Below are 16,250 nucleotides of genomic sequence, written 5' to 3' on the forward strand. Positions count from 1 at the left end.
CCCTACAGTCGCTCGGCGATCGCCGCAGCCGTCTTCTCACCGACGCCGTCGACGTCCCTGAGATCTTCGACCGAGGCGTTCCGAACGTTCTCGACGCTGCCGAACCGGCCGAGGAGGCGACTCCGCGTCTGGGGGCCGACACCCGGAATCCCGTCGAGGGCAGTGGCGACCTCGTCGCGGAGCGTCTGGTGGTACTGGACCGCAAATCGGTGGGCCTCGTCGCGGACGCGCTGGCAGACGTGCAAGTGGCCGGCGTCGCTGGGCCAGTCGAACACGCGCTCGGGTGTAATCACGAGCTCCCGTTCTTTGGCCAGCGCGACCGCCGGCACGTCCCAGCCGGTCGCATCGAGGGCGTCGACTGCCGCGCCGAGTTGGCCCTCGCCGCCGTCGACCAGCAGCAGATCGGGGTCGGGCCGGTCGTCCCGGCCGTCGACCGCCCGGGTCGCCCGCCATTCGACCAGTTCGTACATGTTGGCGTAGTCGTCGTTGCGGTCGGTGAGCTTCTTGCGGCGGTAGTCGCTCGTTTCGGCGCTGCCGCCGACGAAACAGACGTTGCTCCCGACGACGTCCCGGCCCTGTGAGTGGCTCACGTCGAACCCCTCGATCCGTTCCGGGCGGCCGATTTCGAGTTCGTCGCCGAGTCTGCCGAGGGGGTCGCCGCTGGCCGGTCGCTGGCGGGCGTTCTTGAGCGCGAGGTCGACCAGTTTGGCCTCCCGGCCCGCCCCCGGCACCCGGACGTCGACGCCCTCGGCGTCGAGCCACGCGGTGACGTCCCCGTCTGTCGGCTGCTCGGAGAGCAACAGCGCGTCGGGGAACTCGCGTTCGGCGTAGTACTGGGGAATAAACGCCGACAGTAGCGCCGGCACGTGCTCCTCGTCGTCGGGGGCATCGAGGCTGTGCCGCGAGCGGTCGACCAGTTGGCCGTCCTCGCTGTGGAGTCGCGCCACGGTCGCCGCCTCGCCCTCGATGGCCACGCCGAGGACGTCGACGCTGCGCTCCCGCGAGTGGCCCGACACCGCCGACTCGCCGCCGCCGTGGAACGCCTCGACGGTTTCGAGCCGATCCCGGAGGTTCGCGGCTCGCTCGAAGGCCTGCTGCTGGGCGGCGGTCTCCATTGCTCGCCTGAGGGGATCGGCGAGCACGCCGGTCTCGCCCTCGAAAAACCGGATCGCCGAGTCGACGTCCTCGCGGTAGCTCTCGGGGTCGATCTCGCCCGTACAGGGAGCCGTACAGAGCCCCATCTCGTAGTCGAGACAGGGCCTCTCGCGGCCGCTGTACTTGTGGTCCGAACAGCCACGCAGTCCGTAGATTTCGCGGATCGCCTTGACCGCCGTCTCGACCCGACTCTTGTCGGTGAAGGGGCCGAAGACGGTCGCCGCATCGTTTGGATCGCGCGTGATCTCGATTCGTGGAATCGAGTGGTCTGTCAACTGCACCAGCGGGTAGGATTTGTCGTCCTTCAGCCGGACGTTGTACCGCGGCTGGTGGCGCTTGATGAGGTTGGCCTCCAACAGCAGCGCCTGCGTCTCGGTGTCCGTGACGGCGAACTCCAACTCGTCGGCCGCTCGGACCATCCGCCGGATGCGGTCGCTCCGGGGATCGGCGTACGACCGCACCCGCGAGCGGATGTCGACGGCCTTGCCGACGTAGAGCACCGTCCCGTCGTCGAGGAACTGGTAGATCCCCGGCTCCTGTGGTGCGTCGCTGGCGCGTTCCCGAAGCATCGAGACCTGCATTCGCCCCCAGTAGGGACGGCATAACTTTCAACCACGCGGTCCGGCGGGGGAGGTTGTCACCGACGCGGTCGGCGGTGAGTAGTTAGTCGACCAGATACTGTCGATCCGACTCGGTGGCGACCGGTCGCTCGCCGCCGATCCGGAGCTGCCAGCCGTCGATGACCGTCGGCTCGTCGTGGGCCGCCCGGAGCGTCGACCGCACGTCGGCGAGATCGAGGCCGTAGAAATCGTCGGGCACGCCACGTAGGTACTGCAGCGCGGTCGAAAAGAGGCTCCGCATCCCGTCGTCATTTTCGAAATCGACGTGTTTGTACGCGCCGGCGGCGACCTGCACCATCCCGTGGAGGAACGCGCTTTCGGTGGTGCCGCTGCCGTAGTTGTACCACTCGTCCTCGAAACAGTCGTGGGAGGCATGGAACTCGCCCGCGTTGAAGAATCGGACGCCGTAGAGGGTCGCCATTCGGAGGGTACCGTGGTCCCAGTGGCCCGTCTCGGGGTTCCAGCCCGTCGGCTCACCGGCCAGCGGCGGCGCGACTGTCGGATCGTGGGTGTGGTCGTCCATCCTGCTTGTCGACCGGGCGGGCGAGGGACCTAACGCCATCGGTGCGGCACCTACTGGTGGTGGCCCAACACACCGTTTATTTCGGCCGACCGACAACGTCGACCAATGGATCGACGCAGCTATCTCGCAAGCGTGGCCGCGGCCTCCTGTGCGGTCGCCGGCTGTCTCGGCTCGACGGCCGACGACCCCGCCGACCCGTCGGGCGTCGCCGTCGAGCCCGTCGCCGACGGACTCTCCAACCCGTGGGGGCTGGCGTTTCTCCCCGACGACGGCCGACTCGTGGTTACCGAGCGCGACGCGAGGCGTGTCGTGCTGGTCGACCGCGAGACCGGCGATCAAACCGGCGTTGAGGGCGTCCCGACGGTCGACGCGGCCGGTCAAGGCGGGCTGCTCGACGTGGCGATCCACCCCGAGTTCCCGGCCGAACCGTGGGTGTATCTGACCTACTCCGCAGCGAACGACGCCGGGGAGTCGACGACGCATCTCGGCCGTGGGCGGCTCGATCCGGCGGCTGCGAGGCTCTCTGATTTCGAGGTGCTCCACGCCGCCGAACCGTTTCTCGACCGCACCAACCACTACGGATCGCGGGTCGTCTTCGGCGACGACCGGCGGCTCTACCTGACTGTCGGCGATCGGGAGTTCAAGGACTTCGGGCCGGAGCACGTCTCACAAGACCTGACGAACGATCTCGGATCGATCCTCCGGTTCGAACCCGACGGCTCGATCCCCGACGACAACCCCTTCGTCGACAGCGAGGAACTCAGTTCCTCGGGCAGCCGGACACAGTCCGGCGACAGCGACGAGCGGAGCTCATCTGGCAGCCGGGCAACGCCCGGCGACGGCGACGCCCGCGATCCGATCTACAGCTACGGCCACCGAAACCCACAGGGGCTGGCGGTCCACCCAGAGACCGGGGCGCTCTGGGAATCCGAACACGGTGAGCGCGACGGCGACGAACTCAACGTGATCGAGGCCGGCGGCAACTACGGTTGGCCACTGGCGACCTACGCCTGCGAGTACGGCACCGATCGGCCGGTCGGTGACTCGCCCGCCGAGCACGAGGATCTCGTCCCGCCGGTCTACTACTGGGAGTGCGGCACCGGCGGCTTCCCACCGGCGGGAATGACCTTTTACGACGGGCCGATCGACGACTGGCGAGGCGATCTGTTCGTCGGCAATCTCGCCGGCGAGTACCTCGGCCGGTTTTCGGTCGACGGCACCGACGTAACCGAACGGGAGCCGCTGCTCGCCGACCGGGGCTGGCGGCTGCGGGCGGTCGCTACCGCTCCCGACACGGGCCATCTGTACGCCGCAGTCGACGCCCCTGAGGCACCGGTCGTCCGACTGGTCCCCGAATAATCGGGGCGTCTCAGGTGTCAGTCTCCGGCCGAGCGTAGTCGTGACCGATGTAGAAAGCCAGCAGGTTCGCCGTCAGAAGGCCGGTGACGGCGAGTAGTTCGGTTCGCGTGCCGACGCCGGCGGTCAACACCACCAGCGTCGGGAGCGGGAGGGCGATAGCCAGCCAGAAGCCGACTGCCTCGACGGTCGAGGCTCCGACACATCGGAGCTGACCGACTACCGCCGTCGACTCCTCGCCAGCCTCGGGGCGGGGCATACAACGTTCGGCGAGGCGGGAGAGTGGCATCGATGTCTGACCTATGTGTGACGACGTGACATGCATATATAATTATTTGCATCATACTGATTTGCTACCGGTATTCACCCCCGTCGACGGGGTAACTGATGCCGGCGAGACCGGTCGGTCGACGGTAATTCGAGTTGCCACGTACTCCGAATGCCACGCGTGGCTCGGTGTCCTACTGGATTCGAAAAAGAGCCGGAGGAGGGATCCGAACCCTCGACCTAATCCTTACGAAGGATTCGCTCTGCCAGGCTGAGCTACTCCGGCGCGCAGTTCACTGTACCGCCATACAGCAAATAAGGGTTGCGAAAGCCGGCTCAGAAATCCCCGTTTTCGTCGACGATTTCGACCTCGCCGCCGACGACGTCGATGTTGATCAGCGTCTTGACGTCGTAGTCGGTGTCGTCGAGTTTGTTCTCGCCGACCTTCTTGATCACTGCCAGCACGTCGACGACCTCGGCGTTCATCTCGGTGAGCGCGTCCAGAATGGCGGTCATCGTCCCGCCGGTCGAGAGCACGTCGTCGAGAACGAGCACCCGGTCGCCTTCCTCGACGTCGTTGATGTACATCTCGGATTCGGAGTAGCCGGTGACCTGCGACAGCGACACCTCGCCGTCGAGACCGTAGGAGCGCTTCCGGATGATCGCCACCGGGATATCGGTCATCAGCGAGACTGCCGTCGAGATATGAATCCCCATCGCCGCGGGTGTGACGATCTTGTCGACGTCTTCGAGGTTGGCCCGGCGGACGATTCGGACGGTGATCTCCCGGAGCAACTCGGGTTCCAACATCGGAACGCCATCGCTGATCGGATGAACGAAGTAGTGATAGCCGTCCTTTTCGGTAACTGGAGTGTCGAGAAGCGACTGCCGCAGGCGGTCCATGTTGGGACTTCTCCAGCCGCTACCTAAAGATGACGGTCCACCGCCGCGGGTCAGTTTTCGGCCCCAGCGGTCAGTTTTCGACTGTCGTGTACCGAACCGTCTGTGTGATCAGCGCGGCGACCGCCAGCGCGGTCGCTCCGATCACGCCGATCGTCACCGGCCCCACGATCGCTTCGTAGGACGCCACGCCCGCGACGACCAGATACGGTACTGCAACGCCGGCGACCACCAGTCCACCGCCGGCGGCCGTCAACAGGGCCGGGAGCCGCCGCTCGCCCGTCCGTTGGGCGATCGCCTGACTGGCGATCACGACGACGCCGAACGGCAGCAGTCCGCCGAGCCACAGGTACGTCGACGCCGGCTGGTCGCCGAGGCCGTCGCTCAGGCCCGCTCCGGTCTGGACGCCGGTCTGCAACAGGTAGCGCTCGCCGTCGACCGAGACGAGTCGGAAGACCGCAGCCGGCGGTCCTTCACCGTACTCGAAGTCGGCTGGCGGCTCCCGGACCGAGTCACAGACGAGGACCGATTCCCGGCAGACCGGTAGCTCGTAGCGCCGCCAGCCGTCGGCCTCGGGCTCGCGGTCGACCGTGCGCTCGACGGCGGTTCTGGCGGCCGGTGACAGTTCCGTCACCGGTGTCAAGGACTCGGGATCGAACTCGTAGAGGTCGACGAGCCGGTCGAACTGGTCGCTACCCTCGGGAACCGCCTGGTGGAGATAGGGAGCAGGTTCACGGGTTTCGTACGGTGAGCCGAAGACGGGATGGGGAATCACCCCGCTGGTGAGCAACAGCGCACCGACGACGAGACCGACTCCCAGCCGGCGTCGATCAGCATCCATACCGCCTCTTCGGTCCGTCGGCGACAAATCCGTTCCGACCGCGACTGATAGCCGAATAACAAAAGTTGTTTGAAAGCCGTTCACGATAAGGTCGGTATGAGTACCAGCGACGGCCGGCTCGAACTCGACTCGCTGACCACGCTCCACTGGATCGGCGTTAATCTGGCGTTGATCAGCGCAGTCGTCCATCTCGTGCTCGGCGTCAGCTTCTTCCCCCACCCGATGGGGGTGCTGTTCCTGCTGGCGACCGGCGGTTTCCTCGGCGGGATCGTCCTGCTGCTGGTCGACTACCGCCGTCGACAACTGTATCTGGTCGGTATCGCCTTTACCGCCGTCCAGATCGTCGCGTGGTACGCACTCAACCGGCCGGGACCGACGGATATCGGGCCGCCGGCATTCATCGACAAGCTTGCCCAACTGCTGTTGATCGGCGTCCTCGCCACGCTCTACCGCTGGGACTGGTGATGGCCGGCGCCACTACCAGTCGCGGGCCGGAGGCCAACGGTGGCGCGTAGACTGTCGGTCGACGGCTCGGCCGACCAGCGGCGATCGGTCGCGGCGCTGTGGCTCGGGCTGCTGGTCGGCGTGACAGTCGCGGTACTTACGACCAGTCTACAGACGATTCCGGACGGACGGTTTTTACTCGGCGTTGCCGGCGCGGTGATCGTCATTTCGGCGGTCGCCACCCGGCCGGTCACGACCGACAGTCGGCTCACGGTGGCGACGGCGATCACTCTCGCTCGTGGGGCCGCCCTCGCCGTGTTGGCCGGCTTCCTGTTCGTCGGTGCGGCACCGGTCACGTGGCTCCCGGCGGCACTGTTCGCTATCGCTGCGGGACTCGACGCCGTCGACGGCGTGGTCGCCCGCGCGACCGATACCGTAACCGATCTCGGCGCGCAGCTCGACACCGAGATGGACGGCCTGACCGTCCTGTTGGGAAGCCTGCTGGTCGTTAGTAAGGGACTCGCACCGGCGGTCTTTCTCGGTGTGGGTCTCGCCCGCTACGCGTTCGTCGCCGGGATCGGGCTTCGCCAACGCCGCGGACTCCCCGTCTTCGAGCTCCCGCCGAGTCAACTCCGGCGGCTCCTCGGCGGGTTTGCGATGTCGGCGATCTGGGTCGCGCTGCTCCCGATGGTCGATACGGCGGTGAGCCGACCGCTGTCGCTCGCCGTGCTCGTCCCGTTTTTGGCGAACTTCGTCCGCGACTGGCTGGCGGTCTCGGGGCGGCGCTGACCCGCATCCCTACTTAAGTAGTCGGCAACTAAATAGGAGGTCGGACCGACATGCATCTCGGATTCGTCGTCTACGGCGGTCTCGACGGCACGTCCGGCGGCTACCGCTACGACCGGCAGCTCGTCGACTACTGCCGGGACTGTGGCGACACGGTCGACGTGATCTCCCTCCCTGAAGGGAGCTACTGGCGGCGGGCGGCCGACGGCCTCGACCCCACGATCGCCCGGCGGCTCGACCGGCCGGTCGACGTACTGCTGGAAGACGAACTGTGCCATCCATCGCTGTGGCGACAGCACCGCCGGCTCGACCGTCCCGGTGCCGTGGCCGCGCTCGTCCACCACGTCGCCTCCGATCGACCGTCGGGCCGGCTGCTGCGGCTCCGTCGGTGGATCGAGCGTCAGTACCTCCGCTCGGTCGACGGGGCGGTCTGCACTAGTGCGTTCACCCGCCGGCGGGCCGCCCGATTGGCCCCCGGCCTCGCCGACTGCCCGGTAGCCCCGCCAGCCGGCCGGACTGAGAGGACCGCCGCCACTCCCGAGGACGTCCGCCGTCGGGCCGCCGAAGGACCGCTCCGGATCGCCTTCGTCGGTAATCTCGTTCCGCGAAAGGACCCGCTCTCCCTCCTCGAAGCGGTCGACCGGCTGGACGGCTGGGAACAGAGCCCCGACTGGGAGCTGACGGTCGTCGGCAGCCACACGGCGGCCCCGGCCTACGCCGAGCGTGTGGTGGAGGCGGCCACCGACCGCGGACTCGACGATCGCGTCCGATTCGTCGGCGAGGTCGACGACGGGGCGCTCACGGACGTGCTCGCGGCCAGCCACGTCTGTTGTGTCCCCTCGACCTACGAGGGGTTCGGGATGGTGTATCTCGAAGCCATGGAGCACGGCGTCGTCCCGATCGCCAGCGCCACCGGCGGGGCCGGGGAGTTCGTCACCGACGGCGGCAACGGGGCGCTGGTCGACCCCGGCGACGCAGACCGGATCGCCGCCCTGTTGGCCGACTGGGCCGCCGACCGCGACCGGTTGGGTGACCTCGGCGTCGCCGCACTGGAGACAGCCGCGGCCCACCCCAGTTGGGCCGAGACGCTGTCGGCTGTCCGGACGTACCTCCAGCGGCTTGCCTCCGACGCGACACCCGATCCGCAGGCTGCGACCCCACAGGAGGGTCGGTCGTGACGACCCATCACGAGTTCCTCGATGCGAAACGGACCATCGAGGACCGGGCGCTGAACCGACGGGTGTTCGATCGGTTTACCGACGCACTCGCCGACCGGGCGGCTGCGCAAGCCGCCGAACCCGATCGGACGGCCGAACGGGTCGTCTCCGCCGATCCGGTTCGGATCGTCGAAGTGGGGGCAGGGACCGGCTCGATGGTCGTCCGGCTCGCCGACTGGGAGGTCTTTCCCCCGCGGGTCGACTACCGGGCAGTCGACCTCGACGCTACAACCGTCGACCTCGCCCGCCGCCGGCTCCCCGAGCGGCTGTCGGCAGCCGGCTACACGGTCGACCGGAAGTCCGACCGCATCGTCGCTCGCCAGCCCAACGACGGCCTCGATCGGCGTCTCGAGATCAGCCTCGAAGTCGGCGACGGCTTCGCCATCGATGACGAGGCGGATGCGGTCATCGCCGCAGCCGTGTTGGATCTGGTCGACCTCCAACCGGCGGTCGAGGACCTGAAAAAGCTGCTCGCCGACGGCGGGCTGCTGTACGCGCCGTTTACGTTCAACGGCCACACCTCGTTCCTCCCGCGCGACTTGGTCGACGACCGGATCGAACGGCTCTACCACCGCCACATGGACGAGGTTCGCGATCAACCGGGAAGCAGCCGGGCGGGCCAACGGCTGTTGAAAGCGTTGCCGGCGGCCGGCTACACCGTCCTTGCGGCCGGGGGAGCCGACTGGACCGTCCGCCCGGTCGACGGCGAATATCCCGCCGCCGAGTCGACCGCGCTCGACGGGCTCCTGTCGACGATCGACGGTGCGCTCGCGGACTACCCTCCCGACGTGATCGAGGCCGATACGCGACGCGCGTGGATCGAGCGCCGGCGCGAACAGCTGGCTCGCGGCGAACTCACGCTGGTCGCCCACCACCTCGACGTACTCGCCCGACTGTAGTCGCCGGCTACCGGTCGTGACCGCCACTTAGGCGTCGACTACTGACGGACTGTCGGCGGCCGAGATCCGTTCGTCGGCCAGCAACTCGCGGAGTCGGCGTTCGCCTTCGGCCGGATCGTATCCCTGTCGACGCAGGTGGGCCAGCGGCGAAACGTTCGCGTTCAGCTCCCAGTGACACCAGAGTTCGGTCCCGCCATCGGCGGCGGGGAACAGCCGGACGTGCAGCTGGTGGCTCCCGGTGAGCCCCTCGGGCCGGTAGACGAAGCTGCCGACCTCGTGGACGCGCCGGCCGTCCCGATCGTAACAGTGGAAGTAGGCTCTGACTAACCGGCGGAACCCGTAGGTCGACCGGAGTCTCCGTCGGGCGACTGCGGGGTCGACATCCCAGACACCGACACGCTCGGGGGGTGGCGGCGGCAGCACGCTGAAATGCCGCGGCATGAGTGCGTCCGGGAGCGCTGTCAAGAGCCGACCGACCGTCAGCCGGAGCCGGTAGATACCGACCCACGAGGCCGTCGTCCAGCCGACCAGTAGGCCGACGGCCAGCAGGCCGACTCGTCGACCCCTCATCTCTCGGCCAGCGTCCGTTCGTAGCTGGCGAACGCGTCGTCGTCCTCCCAGATTCGGATCCGGATTCGGTCCGGGTTCGTTGGCGACGCGTGGTCGACGACGTGCTCGCAGACGATCCGCGAGAAGTGCTCGACGCTCGGGTTTAGCCCCTCGAAGGCCGGCTGGTCGTTGAGCGTCGTATCGGCATAGGTGTCGACCACGTCGTCGAGTGCCGCGTTGATCGCGTCGATGTCGACCAGATAGCCGTACTCGTCGAGCTCCGCACCCTCGAACTCCACGACCGCGGTGAACTGGTGGGAGTGAAGCTCGCCTTCGGGACCGGGATCGGGGACGGTCAGGAAGTGCTGGGCGATGAACGGCCGGCGGACCGAGACCGTGTACATACTCATTGGCCGGTCTCGTAGCTAAAGAGTGTTCCCAGCGTCCCGTCGGTCGACGTCGACAGCGCGTCGTAGGCCGCCGGAGCCTCGGTGATCGGGTAGCGGTCGGTGAGCAGCCCGTCGAGATCGAGATCGGCGAGCCGATCCCACGCCAGCGCCAGCCGCCGCTCGCGGTCCCACCGCCCCCGAAGCGCGGGGTCGATGGTGCTGACCTGACTGCTCGAAAGCGAGATCCGACTCCGGTGGAAACGTCCGCCGAGGTCGAGTTCGGTCGGTTTGGTGCCGTACCACGAGCCGACGACGATCCGACCGTCGTAACCGGTCGCCGACACTGCCGCATCCAGCGCCTCGGGGTTCCCCGATAGTTCGTAGGTCAGGTCCGCGCCGGCCGGCTCCTCGGCTCCGGTTTCGCCGGGCAGCGAGAGAGCCTCGCCGAGATCGTCGGGGTCGACGCTCGTGGTCGCGCCGAGTTCCCGCGACCGTTCGCGGCGTGCCGGGCTGTAGTCGACGGTCACCAGCCGGTCGAGCGGGAACGCCCCGAGCAGCGCGGTCGTCACCAGTCCGATCGGCCCCTGTCCGAAGACGACTACCCGCTCGCCGAGTTTAGGCGCGCCGTCCTGGACCAGCGTGACCGCGGTCTCGACGGTCGGCAGCAGCGTCGCTTGCTCGGTGTCGATCCCCTCGGGGACGGGGTGGAGTTCGTCGGCGGTCGCACAGAAGTGGCTCTCGTGAGGGTGGAACGCGAACACCCGCCGGTCGAGCCACGCGGGGTCGACCTCGCTACCGACCGCCTCGACGACGCCGACGGCGGCGTAGCCGTAGTTGAGCGGGTAGGAAAGCGACCCCGACAGCGCATCGAGGTTGGCGTCGGCAGCCATCTCCGAGGGGACGTTCCCCTCGTAGACCAAACACTCGGTACCGGGGCTGACCGCCGAGACCGTCGTCCGGACCAGCAGTTCGTCGGCCGCTGGCTCGGGGATCGGCTCCTCGCGGACCTCGATTTCGCCGGGCGCGACGAAGTACAGCGAGCGGCGGGCCATCGGTCAGTCGTCGCTCGTCGGGACGGGTGGCTGGGCGAACTCGACGGTCGTCCCCTCGTAGCGGCAGTCTTCGAGGGCGTGTTTGGCGGCGATCCCGGCCTCGTGGGCGGTCTCGCCGCGGCCGACGCCGACTTTGAGGTCGACGCCGACGTCCGCGCTGACGTGGTCGATGGCCTCCCGGTAGGCCTCTGCGGGGAGTTCGGGACAGGCCGCGATGATGTTGTCGCCGCCGACGAAAAACGACAGTGCACCGTGGGCCTGCCGCATGTACTCCATGAGGGAGGCGTAGCTCCGCTCGACGTGGAGAAACGAGTCGAACTCGTTGAGCTGGTCGGTGTACTTGCCGGTCGCGTCGTTGATATCGAAGTGGGCGATCCGGACCGGCTCGGGGTCCGCGGCGTCCGGATCGAGGAACCGGCCGGCCAACACCTCGGTTCGGTCCTCGTCTTGGGCGCTGCCGGCGTCCTGCAGCCGCTCGGTCGCGCCGTCGAGGGCCGCCGCCGGCGTCTCGCCGACGCCGACGCCGAGGCTGACCGTCACCGGATACCGGTTGCCGACGCTCTCTTGGAGGGCGGCGTGATCCTCGCGGTCCATCCCGTTTGTGACCGCGATCATGTTATCGAACCGCGTAAAAAAGACGTAGCCGCCGCGGCTGCCAATAAACTGGGCGAGATCCGCAAACAGCCGCGACTGGAGCGTCTGGAGATCCATCTCGCGGCGCGGCTCGGGAGTAACCGTCCATGGCCCGTAGTTGTCGATCTGAACGAGCGTCAACTGAGTAGTCGTCACAGTGACTCGCTTTTGGGAGCCCTCCACATTGGGTCTTTCCGTTCCCCAGAACCGTCCCCGATGCCGACCGGAGGTTCGAAACCGCGGGATTCAATTCGACCACCACCAACGTCGACGCATGTCATATCGCGGGATCGTCCTCGACGTCGACGGGACCGTCGTTCGGGGCGACGAGCCGATACCGGGCGCTGCAGCGGGTCTCGATGCCGTCGAAGACGCCGGTCTCGACCGCGTGTTTCTCTCGAACAACCCGATTGCACGGCCACAGGCCTACGAATCGCGGTTCGAGACCGCCGGGTTCGCGGTCGACCGCGAGGAGGTCTTTACCGCCGGGACGCTCACCACCCAGTATCTCCGCGACGAACACGCCGCCGATCGGCTGTTCGTCATCGGCGAGTCGGGGCTCGAAGCCCAACTGGAGGCCGCCGGACTGCGTCTTGCCGAGGAACCCAACGCCGCCGAGGCGCTGGTGGCTTCGATCGACCGCGGCTTCGGCTACGAGTCGCTGTGTGATGCGATCGTCGCTCTCGACCGGCCGATCCCCTTTATCGGGACCGACCCCGACACCGTGATCCCGCAGGACGGTCCCAACCGCCCCGGCTCGGGCGCGATCATCCACGCCATCGAAGGGGTCGCTGGCCGGGAGGTCGACCGGATCTGTGGCAAACCCTCCGGGCTGGCCCGCCGAACCGCACTCGACTACCTCGGACACGCCGCCGACGACTGTCTCGTCGTCGGCGACCGCCTCGATACCGACATCCAACTCGGGGCGGCCGCTGGAATGACCACTGTCCTCGTCCGCACCGGCGTCACCGACGACGAGGCCCTCGCCGCATCACCGATCGACCCCGACTACGTGCTCGATTCGCTGGCCGACCTCGATGCGGTTCTCGACGGCCGCGTCGACTGATTCCACTTCAGTAGTCAGCGACTACGTACGGATCCGAACCGAGGACGATCCACGATCTTGTGTGGTATTGTCTGACAATGATTTATATTCACCGGCGCGAACTCGCTCGTATGGAACCGAGTGACACACCGTACGTCTTCGGCGACGAATCGCCAGCACCAGCCAGCCACGACCCCGAAGGGCGGGATCTCGTCATTATCGATGGGCGGGCGATGACCTACCGGAGCTACCACCGCACTCGGCAGTGAGTGCCGGCGGTTTCGCACGCTGATTTTCCGATGACGGCCAAAAAATCGGTGAGCGGTGGCTGTATCTACCAGTTAGAACGCGCCGCCGTGGACTTCGATGTCGGCGTGGAGTTCGGGTTTGAGCGCGGCGTGGACGTGGCAGATGTCCTCGGCGCGGTCGACGATGGCGGCGAGTTCGTCATCCGAGAGGTCGGCCTCGACGTGGACGGCAAACCGGATCGCCGACAGGTCGTCACCCTCGTCGATGTCGGCCTCGGCGTCGATCTGGATCGTGCCCAGGTCGTCGTGACCTTCCTTGTTGCCGCCGACACGGAGCGCGGGGAGGAAACAGGAGGCGTAATCCGCGACGAGTACCGCGTTGGGGTTGGGACCGGCCTCGTCGGTGGCGTCGATCGAGAGTTCGAAGTCGCCGACCTGACTCGTGGTTGCGTAGCCGTCCTCGCTGACAGTGGTGGTTTCGATATCCGTCATGCATCCCGGTCGACGCCCGCGACCATCCTAAACGTTGCTCACTGCCGACGCGAATGAAGACGGTTCCGATTACGACTCGGTCGGAACGCGATACTGGGCGATGTCGACCGGCTGCAGGTGGCGGCCGGGAGACGGCCTACAGTTCGAACGTCTCGTCGCCGGCGAGAACGTGGGGCTCGGCGTCGGTGCCGGTCGCCCGAACCTCGCGGAGCCAGTCGTCGACGTCGATCTCGATCGGCGGGAACGTGTCGTAGTGCATCGGGAAGGCGTGGTCGACGCCCAGCCAGTCGACGGCGACCGCCGCCTGCCACGGCCCCATCGTGAAGTGATCGCCGACCGGGACAGCGGCGGCGTCGGGGTCGAGATACGGGCCGATGACGTCCCGCATCTCGCTCATCAAACTGGTGTCGCCCGCGTGGTAGAAACTGGTCGATGTCCCGCCGGACTGCGGTTCGGCGTCGCCGATGACGAACCCTGCGGGCATCCCGCCCGAGAACTCGTGGTCGGTGTTGATCCCGTTGGTGTGGTCGGCCCGAACCATCGTCACGAAGGCGTCGCCGCACTCGACGGTGCCGCCGAGGTTCATCCCGATGGTATCGTCGAACCCGAACTCCTCGCTCGCGTAACTGACGATTTCGGGAGTCCCGACCAGCGTTGCATCGCTGAACGCCGGGGCGTGGGCGATGTGGTCGGCGTGGCCGTGGGTCAACAGCAGATAGTCCGGCGTCGACACGTCCTCGGGGTCGAGATCCGTCTTCGGGTTGTCGAAAAACGGGTCGATCAGGAGGCTGGTGTCGCCGACAGTAACGTGCCATGTCGAGTGGCCGTGCCACGTGAGTTCGAAGGACATACCGTCGACCGATTGTGCCAGCGCGCATATAAAACTGAACTGCGACTGCCGCGCGCCGAGTATCAAATACTTTGTTATGAGTGGTCTAACCACTCCGGTATGCGCTACATTCGATTCCGCGATCCGTCCGGCTCGGTCCGGCGTGGGACGTTCGACGACGGGACGATCCGGTTCGGCGACCGAACGTACGACCCCGAGACCGCCGACGTCCTCCCGCCCTGCGAGCCGACCAAGATCGTCTGTGTCGGGCTCAACTACGCAGATCACGCCGCCGAACGCGACTCCGAACTCCCGGATCGGCCGCTGCTGTTCTTCAAAACACCCAACACCGTCGCCGCCCACGGCAGTACGGTGACGCTTCCCGACGGGAAGGAGCGCGTCGACTGGGAGGCCGAACTCGCCGTGGTCATCGGCGAGCAGTGTCGGAACGTCGCGGCCGAGGACGCGATGGCGGTCGTCGAGGGCTACACCTGTCTCAACGACATCTCGAACCGCGACGATCAGGACCGCGAACAGAACTGGATCCGCGGCAAAGCCTTCGACAACGCCGCCCCGATGGGCCCGGTGGTGGCGACACCCGACGAGGTCCCCGATGACGCCGCGATCGAACTCCGGGTCGACGGCGAGACCAAGCAGGCCTCTTCGATCGACCAGTTCATCTTCTCGGTGCCGGAACTGATCGCCGAGATCACGACCCACATCACCCTCGAAGCCGGCGACGTCATCTCGACGGGGACGCCCGCAGGCGTCGGCCCGCTGTCGGACGGCGACCACGTCGAAGTCGAGATCGACGGGATCGGGACGCTGGAACACGACGTCGACGCGTAGCCGCCCGCTACCGACTGGTAGTCGGTGACTACCCACCGCTAACCCCTCGAACTCACCGTCGATTCTGCTCCGAGCGCTCTCTGCACCGAGCGTCGAGTCCGCTGAATCACAAGCTTTACAATCGAACTTTCAGAAGCACAATCAGAGTTTCATGTCTGCTATAGACGACACCGTTGCGGACCGAGTTCGAATCGCACGTGCGACCCTGTCGCCACCCCAGTTCGCCGTCGCTGCCGCCTTCGTGACCGCGATCGTGTTCACGCTGGTCGTGCTGCAGGAGCCGCTGGTCCACGACTCGCTGCACGATTTCCGACACGCTACCGGGATCGTCTGCCACTGACCGATGCTGGGGTATCTCACGCGCGGCGTCTCGGCGGGGGCCGTCGCCGGCGTCGCCTACGGGCTGTTCACCGCGGTCGTCGTCGGCCCGCTGATCGCGGCCGTCGACCACGCCGGCCACGACCACGGCCACCACGCCGCCGACGCGGCGGCCGTCGCCGAGCCGATCACCACCCTCGTCAGCGTCGGCGGCGGCCTGGTGTGGGCGATCTTCTTGGGCGGGCTCTTCGGGCTCGCACTGTTCGTCCTCGAACCCGCGCTGCCGGGCGGCCGATCCAACCGACAGTACGTCCTCGCCGGCTGCGGCTTCCTGACGGTCTCGGCGATCCCGTGGCTGGTCTTGCCGCCCGCGACGCCGGCCTCGCAGCACCTGTATGGCGTCGACGCCCGGCTGGCGATCTACGCCGGGCTCGTCGGCGTCGGTGCGGTCGTCTCGGCGGCCGCCGTCGCCGGCTACCGGCGGATGGCTCCCCGACACCGGCTGCTTGGCGTCGCCACCGGGCTGGCCCCGGTCGTCGGCGCGGGGGTCGTTCTGCCGGCGATTACGCCGACGGTCGTCGCCCATCCGGGGCTGTCGACCGAGTTCGTCGCGGCCTATCAGGCGACGGTGGTCCTCGGACAGGCCGGGATCTGGTTCCTGATCGCCGTGACGTTTGGCTGGCTCCAGCGTCGAACAGCACCATCGAAGGTGGCCGGAGCGACCGAGCCGACGCCGGCGGAGTCGGCATGAGCCACCGAGCCGACCCCGACACGCCGGTTCAGGTCGACACCGACGGCCGGGAGCTGACCGTCGAGCGCGCCGGCGTCGACCCGCGTG

Annotated in this window: 21 protein-coding genes and 1 tRNA gene; 10 read left to right on the forward strand and 12 right to left on the reverse strand. The window is 67.4% G+C overall.

Annotated elements, in window-relative coordinates:
* Nucleotides 1–2: 2 nt before the first annotated feature.
* Together NKJ34_RS01695 and NKJ34_RS01700 are read right to left on the reverse strand one after the other, a co-directional pair.
* A complete protein-coding gene (locus tag NKJ34_RS01695; protein WP_253736524.1) occupies nucleotides 3–1,736 on the reverse strand; it encodes an excinuclease ABC subunit C in 1,734 nt (577 codons plus the stop codon).
* Nucleotides 1,737–1,818: 82 nt separating this feature from the next.
* A complete protein-coding gene (locus NKJ34_RS01700) occupies nucleotides 1,819–2,298 on the reverse strand; it encodes a DUF309 domain-containing protein (protein WP_253736525.1) in 480 nt (159 codons plus the stop codon).
* A 105-nt stretch (nucleotides 2,299–2,403) separates the two neighbouring features.
* On the opposite strand from NKJ34_RS01700, the gene NKJ34_RS01705 reads away from it, so the two are divergent.
* Entirely contained in the window at nucleotides 2,404–3,657 is a 1,254-nt protein-coding gene (locus tag NKJ34_RS01705) for a PQQ-dependent sugar dehydrogenase (protein WP_253736526.1), read from the forward strand.
* A 10-nt stretch (nucleotides 3,658–3,667) separates the two neighbouring features.
* On the opposite strand, the gene NKJ34_RS01710 is transcribed toward NKJ34_RS01705, so the two are convergent.
* The 4 genes from NKJ34_RS01710 to NKJ34_RS01725 form a co-directional block, all read right to left on the reverse strand.
* Entirely contained in the window at nucleotides 3,668–3,913 is a 246-nt protein-coding gene (locus tag NKJ34_RS01710; protein WP_253736527.1) for a DUF8028 family protein, read from the reverse strand.
* 220 nt (nucleotides 3,914–4,133) lie between these two features.
* Nucleotides 4,134–4,207 (reverse strand) — tRNA-Thr (locus NKJ34_RS01715).
* A gap of 50 nt (nucleotides 4,208–4,257) precedes the next feature.
* A complete protein-coding gene (hpt, locus tag NKJ34_RS01720) occupies nucleotides 4,258–4,824 on the reverse strand; it encodes a hypoxanthine/guanine phosphoribosyltransferase (RefSeq protein ID WP_253736528.1) in 567 nt (188 codons plus the stop codon).
* Nucleotides 4,825–4,894: 70 nt separating this feature from the next.
* Entirely contained in the window at nucleotides 4,895–5,662 is a 768-nt protein-coding gene (locus NKJ34_RS01725) for a hypothetical protein (RefSeq protein WP_253736529.1), read from the reverse strand.
* Nucleotides 5,663–5,758: 96 nt separating this feature from the next.
* Here NKJ34_RS01725 and NKJ34_RS01730 point away from each other — a divergent pair, with 96 nt between their 5' ends.
* The 4 genes from NKJ34_RS01730 to NKJ34_RS01745 are packed head-to-tail and all read left to right on the forward strand — an operon-like array spanning nucleotide 5,759 to nucleotide 9,008.
* Entirely contained in the window at nucleotides 5,759–6,127 is a 369-nt protein-coding gene (locus tag NKJ34_RS01730; protein ID WP_253736530.1) for a DUF7475 family protein, read from the forward strand.
* Nucleotides 6,128–6,166: 39 nt separating this feature from the next.
* Entirely contained in the window at nucleotides 6,167–6,895 is a 729-nt protein-coding gene (locus NKJ34_RS01735; RefSeq protein ID WP_253736531.1) for a CDP-alcohol phosphatidyltransferase family protein, read from the forward strand.
* 50 nt (nucleotides 6,896–6,945) lie between these two features.
* Nucleotides 6,946–8,070: a glycosyltransferase family 4 protein gene (locus NKJ34_RS01740; protein WP_253736532.1), complete on the forward strand. Its 1,125-nt coding sequence runs from the start codon at nucleotides 6,946–6,948 to the stop codon at nucleotides 8,068–8,070.
* The gene (locus NKJ34_RS01745; RefSeq protein ID WP_253736533.1) at nucleotides 8,067–9,008 is read left to right on the forward strand and encodes a class I SAM-dependent methyltransferase; all 942 of its coding nucleotides are present in this window, start codon (nucleotides 8,067–8,069) and stop codon (nucleotides 9,006–9,008) included. Before NKJ34_RS01740 ends, NKJ34_RS01745 begins: the two co-directional genes overlap by 4 nt.
* 27 nt (nucleotides 9,009–9,035) lie before the next feature.
* On the opposite strand, the gene NKJ34_RS01750 is transcribed toward NKJ34_RS01745, so the two are convergent.
* From NKJ34_RS01750 to NKJ34_RS01765, 4 genes are read right to left on the reverse strand one after another with little or no spacing between them, the layout of a single operon-like run.
* On the reverse strand, nucleotides 9,036–9,578 hold the full coding sequence (locus tag NKJ34_RS01750) for a hypothetical protein (protein ID WP_253736534.1): 543 nt from the start codon (nucleotides 9,576–9,578) through the stop codon (nucleotides 9,036–9,038).
* A complete protein-coding gene (locus tag NKJ34_RS01755; RefSeq protein ID WP_253736978.1) occupies nucleotides 9,575–9,961 on the reverse strand; it encodes a 6-pyruvoyl trahydropterin synthase family protein in 387 nt (128 codons plus the stop codon). The genes NKJ34_RS01750 and NKJ34_RS01755 overlap by 4 nt, the downstream gene beginning before the upstream one ends.
* Nucleotides 9,962–9,963: 2 nt before the next feature.
* Nucleotides 9,964–10,998: a zinc-dependent alcohol dehydrogenase gene (locus tag NKJ34_RS01760; RefSeq protein ID WP_253736535.1), complete on the reverse strand. Its 1,035-nt coding sequence runs from the start codon at nucleotides 10,996–10,998 to the stop codon at nucleotides 9,964–9,966.
* 3 nt (nucleotides 10,999–11,001) lie between these two features.
* Entirely contained in the window at nucleotides 11,002–11,787 is a 786-nt protein-coding gene (locus NKJ34_RS01765; protein ID WP_253736536.1) for a GTP cyclohydrolase III, read from the reverse strand.
* A 118-nt stretch (nucleotides 11,788–11,905) separates the two neighbouring features.
* Between NKJ34_RS01765 and NKJ34_RS01770 the strand changes: the two genes are divergently transcribed.
* Both NKJ34_RS01770 and NKJ34_RS01775 read left to right on the forward strand, forming a co-directional pair.
* Nucleotides 11,906–12,697 carry an HAD-IIA family hydrolase gene (locus NKJ34_RS01770; RefSeq protein WP_253736537.1) on the forward strand — a complete coding sequence of 264 codons (792 nt, stop codon included), beginning with the start codon at nucleotides 11,906–11,908 and terminating at the stop codon, nucleotides 12,695–12,697.
* 110 nt (nucleotides 12,698–12,807) lie between these two features.
* A complete protein-coding gene (locus NKJ34_RS01775) occupies nucleotides 12,808–12,945 on the forward strand; it encodes a hypothetical protein (RefSeq protein ID WP_253736538.1) in 138 nt (45 codons plus the stop codon).
* Between the two features lie 72 nt (nucleotides 12,946–13,017).
* Here NKJ34_RS01775 and NKJ34_RS01780 read toward each other — a convergent pair whose 3' ends face one another.
* Together NKJ34_RS01780 and NKJ34_RS01785 are read right to left on the reverse strand one after the other, a co-directional pair.
* On the reverse strand, nucleotides 13,018–13,416 hold the full coding sequence (locus tag NKJ34_RS01780) for an OsmC family protein (protein ID WP_253736539.1): 399 nt from the start codon (nucleotides 13,414–13,416) through the stop codon (nucleotides 13,018–13,020).
* Nucleotides 13,417–13,552: 136 nt separating this feature from the next.
* Nucleotides 13,553–14,266, reverse strand: coding sequence for a metal-dependent hydrolase (locus NKJ34_RS01785; RefSeq protein WP_253736540.1), 714 nt, complete (start codon nucleotides 14,264–14,266; stop codon nucleotides 13,553–13,555).
* Between the two features lie 99 nt (nucleotides 14,267–14,365).
* Between NKJ34_RS01785 and NKJ34_RS01790 the strand changes: the two genes are divergently transcribed.
* From NKJ34_RS01790 to NKJ34_RS01800, 3 genes are all read left to right on the forward strand, one after another.
* Nucleotides 14,366–15,094, forward strand: a complete 729-nt coding sequence (locus tag NKJ34_RS01790; protein WP_253736541.1) for a fumarylacetoacetate hydrolase family protein — start codon at nucleotides 14,366–14,368, stop codon at nucleotides 15,092–15,094.
* A 151-nt stretch (nucleotides 15,095–15,245) separates the two neighbouring features.
* Entirely contained in the window at nucleotides 15,246–15,434 is a 189-nt protein-coding gene (locus NKJ34_RS01795; RefSeq protein ID WP_253736542.1) for a CbtB domain-containing protein, read from the forward strand.
* Nucleotides 15,435–15,437: 3 nt separating this feature from the next.
* Nucleotides 15,438–16,163, forward strand: a complete 726-nt coding sequence (locus NKJ34_RS01800; protein WP_253736543.1) for a CbtA family protein — start codon at nucleotides 15,438–15,440, stop codon at nucleotides 16,161–16,163.
* The last annotated feature ends 87 nt before the right edge of the window (nucleotides 16,164–16,250 follow it).

This window comes from Halohasta salina (assembly GCF_024178165.1).
GTDB classification, from domain to species: Archaea; Halobacteriota; Halobacteria; order Halobacteriales; family Haloferacaceae; genus Halohasta; species Halohasta salina.

Excerpts from the sequence above, each read along its gene's own strand:
- NKJ34_RS01750 (WP_253736534.1), bottom strand. The coding sequence starts at position 9,578 with ATGAGGGGTCGACGAGTCGGCCTGCTGGCCGTCGGCCTACTGGTCGGC.
- NKJ34_RS01695 (WP_253736524.1), bottom strand. The coding sequence starts at position 1,736 with ATGCAGGTCTCGATGCTTCGGGAACGCGCCAGCGACGCACCACAGGAG.
- NKJ34_RS01795 (WP_253736542.1), top strand. The coding sequence starts at position 15,246 with ATGTCTGCTATAGACGACACCGTTGCGGACCGAGTTCGAATCGCACGT.
- NKJ34_RS01740 (WP_253736532.1), top strand. The coding sequence starts at position 6,946 with ATGCATCTCGGATTCGTCGTCTACGGCGGTCTCGACGGCACGTCCGGC.
- NKJ34_RS01780 (WP_253736539.1), bottom strand. The coding sequence starts at position 13,416 with ATGACGGATATCGAAACCACCACTGTCAGCGAGGACGGCTACGCAACC.
- NKJ34_RS01710 (WP_253736527.1), bottom strand. The coding sequence starts at position 3,913 with ATGCCCCGCCCCGAGGCTGGCGAGGAGTCGACGGCGGTAGTCGGTCAG.
- NKJ34_RS01775 (WP_253736538.1), top strand. The coding sequence starts at position 12,808 with ATGGAACCGAGTGACACACCGTACGTCTTCGGCGACGAATCGCCAGCA.
- NKJ34_RS01770 (WP_253736537.1), top strand. The coding sequence starts at position 11,906 with ATGTCATATCGCGGGATCGTCCTCGACGTCGACGGGACCGTCGTTCGG.
- NKJ34_RS01705 (WP_253736526.1), top strand. The coding sequence starts at position 2,404 with ATGGATCGACGCAGCTATCTCGCAAGCGTGGCCGCGGCCTCCTGTGCG.
- NKJ34_RS01760 (WP_253736535.1), bottom strand. The coding sequence starts at position 10,998 with ATGGCCCGCCGCTCGCTGTACTTCGTCGCGCCCGGCGAAATCGAGGTC.
- NKJ34_RS01725 (WP_253736529.1), bottom strand. The coding sequence starts at position 5,662 with ATGGATGCTGATCGACGCCGGCTGGGAGTCGGTCTCGTCGTCGGTGCG.
- NKJ34_RS01790 (WP_253736541.1), top strand. The coding sequence starts at position 14,366 with ATGCGCTACATTCGATTCCGCGATCCGTCCGGCTCGGTCCGGCGTGGG.
- NKJ34_RS01730 (WP_253736530.1), top strand. The coding sequence starts at position 5,759 with ATGAGTACCAGCGACGGCCGGCTCGAACTCGACTCGCTGACCACGCTC.
- NKJ34_RS01785 (WP_253736540.1), bottom strand. The coding sequence starts at position 14,266 with ATGTCCTTCGAACTCACGTGGCACGGCCACTCGACATGGCACGTTACT.
- NKJ34_RS01800 (WP_253736543.1), top strand. The coding sequence starts at position 15,438 with ATGCTGGGGTATCTCACGCGCGGCGTCTCGGCGGGGGCCGTCGCCGGC.
- NKJ34_RS01755 (WP_253736978.1), bottom strand. The coding sequence starts at position 9,961 with ATGTACACGGTCTCGGTCCGCCGGCCGTTCATCGCCCAGCACTTCCTG.
- NKJ34_RS01700 (WP_253736525.1), bottom strand. The coding sequence starts at position 2,298 with ATGGACGACCACACCCACGATCCGACAGTCGCGCCGCCGCTGGCCGGT.
- hpt (WP_253736528.1), bottom strand. The coding sequence starts at position 4,824 with ATGGACCGCCTGCGGCAGTCGCTTCTCGACACTCCAGTTACCGAAAAG.